The following is a 2,502-nucleotide window of genomic DNA, read 5'->3' as shown; positions in this document are numbered from 1 at the left end:
GGCTGAGCCGTGGCCGTGACTGCCTTCTGGGCGCTTTGCAGCGCCGGCGCCTTGGTGGCTTTGACGGCCTTGCTTGCGCTGGCAGTTTTGGCAGCCGCAGTGCTGGCACTAGGCTTAGCAGCTGCAGTGCTGGCACTAGCCTTGGCAGTCGCGGTGCTGGCAGCAGGCTTAGCAGCCGGTTCAGCTGCTTCAGTGGCTTCAGTTGTACTGGTCTCAGCTGAGGACTTGGCGGCTTCAACAGTTTCAGCCGTTGAGTCCTGCTTGTTCGTCTGCTCTGCTTGCACACTTGCCGGCTGCTGGTTGTTGTCAGCCTCAGTATCCGCCTTTACGCTGGTAACGTTGCCCACAGCCAGGCCGGTAGCCAGCAAAGCGACGCCGGCTGCCGTCAAACTCTTACCAGACTTAAAATGCTTAATCCGTCTCTTCTTCATAAGCTGTTTCCTCTTTTTTAATTCCTGTTATTTTTCTTTTTCTTCTTTTTTGTTCTTTTTTCTTTTGTTCTTTTCCAGACTGGCAGATTTCTCAAAAAATGCCCAACAAAACTTGTTGAGCATTCTTTGTTTAATTGCTTGGCCTTACAGGTTCTTGACCCACTTCAAAGAAGCGGAGACGTTGATCTTGATCGGATCGCCGTACTTGGCCCCCTTGTTCAAAGCGGCCAGGTCAGTCCCGTCAAGGTAGTAGACATAGTGGTAGACGCTTGTTGCATCAGTGAACTTGACTTGGTATTCCTTGCTTGAAGCAATGCCTTCGTTGATGGCTGCTGCCAGCTTAGTGAAGTCGTCAGCGGAAATTTCCGTTCCCTTCTCGCCAGTCAGGTATTGAGCACCAGCCTGTTCAATCAAGGCAACGTCGTCAGCTGACAGGCTTTGGCCAACAGTCAGCGGACTGTCGATCGTAACGTTGTCCAGGCCCCAAACGGTCGTCGCGGTTGCGGAGATCGTTGAAGTTGCCTTTTCGATCACTTTTTCATCCTTGACCAAGGTAGCCGTGTAGTTCACCGTGATCGGGCTGCCGTAAGTTGCGCCCTCGTTGGCCTTGAGGAAGTTGGCCAGCTTTTCAGCAGAACTCGTCCCTTCCAGCCAGTATTCGTAGTGGTAGTTGTTGCCGGCGTTGTCTTGGAACTGGTCGCTCTTGATGCCGTCAGTGAGGCCGCTGAAGATTTCCTTCAAGGATGCTTCACTGATCTTGCTTCCCTTGACCCCGTTCAAGTACTTGGAAACAGTCGTGTCCAGGTAGTTGGTCAAAGACAGGTCCTGGCCGACAGTCAGCTGGTTTTCCGTCTTCAAATCAGTCCCATCAGTCCCGTAAAGCGCCGTCAGTTTTGGCGTAACGGCAGAAGCAGTATTTTCAGCTGATTCGTAGCCATTCAAGAAGCCCTTGTACATCATCAAGGATTGCAGCGGGTAGCCGTGGTCGTCAAAGAGGGCCACGTTGTCCCAAGTCGAGCCGCCCCAAGTTTCCTTGCCTTCATAGTACATTACGTTGTCTGGAGCGTAGCCGATAGCGTACTTGGAAGCCCAGCCGGTCCCGTAGACGTTGGACATTTCCTTGTTGTAGGACCAGTTGTTCCAGCCGGCCTTGACAGCGATTTGGGCTGGTTCCCAGTAGAAGGCACCTACGCCGCCACCGGCAACGATTGCCTTGTACATGTCAGACATTTCGTCGACTTGTCCTTGCGGGTCAGCCGTGTAGGAAATGCCGCTTGGCATCGTTGGCATGGTGCCGATGGAGTCGCCAGTACCGTCTGAGTCGTTCATGTTGTTCAGCCAGCCAGTTTCCAAAACTACCGTCGTCTTGCCGAATTCTTCCTTGGCCATCTGTTCAACAGCCAGCAAGTTGTTTGGCGTGTTGGCCCCGGTCCCCAGGTCTTGGCCCTTGTAAGTCCCGTTGCTGTTTCCAGTTGACCAGAATGGGTAGTAGGAAGTACCCAGGTAGTCGTAGTCGATCCCGTTCTTCTTAAAGACGGTCATGATCGTCCGGTACTTGTAGATGTTTGGAGTTTCCAGCTGCAAGGCAATCTTAGCCTGCGGAGCGGCGTTTCTGACAGCCTTGGCCGCGGTAGCCAGGTACTTGGCTACCTGGTCGCCGTCTGCGCTCTTCCACAAGGTTTCCCAGTTGCCGCCGTGGTCACGGTCAGTGTACAAGCCGAAGGCACCGTTGGTGATTTCGTTGCCGACTTGAACCATGTCGGCGCTGGCACCGGCATCACGCAGGTCGTACAGGACCTTTTCCGTGTAAAGCTTGATGGATTCGTTCAAAGCCGTGGTCGACAGGCTCTTCCAGGCCTTTGGCAGCACCTGCTTGGCCGGGTCAGCCCAGAAGTCGGAGTAGTGGAAGTCCAAAAGGACCTTCATCCCGTACTTCTTGGCTTCACTGGCCATCTTGATCACGCTGGCTTCGTCTGTGTTGCCGCCGCCGTAGCCCAGACCGTCGGCGTTGTACGGGTCGTTCCAGATCCGCAGGCGGATCCAGTTGACGCCGGCATCAGCCAAGACCTTG

2 protein-coding genes are annotated in these 2,502 nt (G+C 54.2%); both read right to left on the bottom strand.

Annotation, left to right across the window (positions count from 1 at the left end; all coding sequences use genetic code 11):
- A partial coding sequence (locus tag lacNas_RS06435; protein ID WP_201346705.1) for a hypothetical protein occupies window positions 1–431 on the bottom strand: 431 nt, incomplete at its 3' end.
- A 144-nt stretch (window positions 432–575) separates the two neighbouring features.
- Window positions 576–2,502, bottom strand: a 1,927-nt coding sequence (locus lacNas_RS06430; protein ID WP_201346704.1) for a glycosyl hydrolase 53 family protein, incomplete at its 5' end; no start/stop codon positions are given.

The sequence above is a fragment of the Lactobacillus nasalidis genome (assembly GCF_016587775.1).
Lineage (GTDB): Bacteria > Bacillota > Bacilli > Lactobacillales > Lactobacillaceae > Lactobacillus > Lactobacillus nasalidis.
Note: the sequence above shows the minus strand (reverse complement) of the source record. Positions and strands in the feature narration are given on the sequence as shown.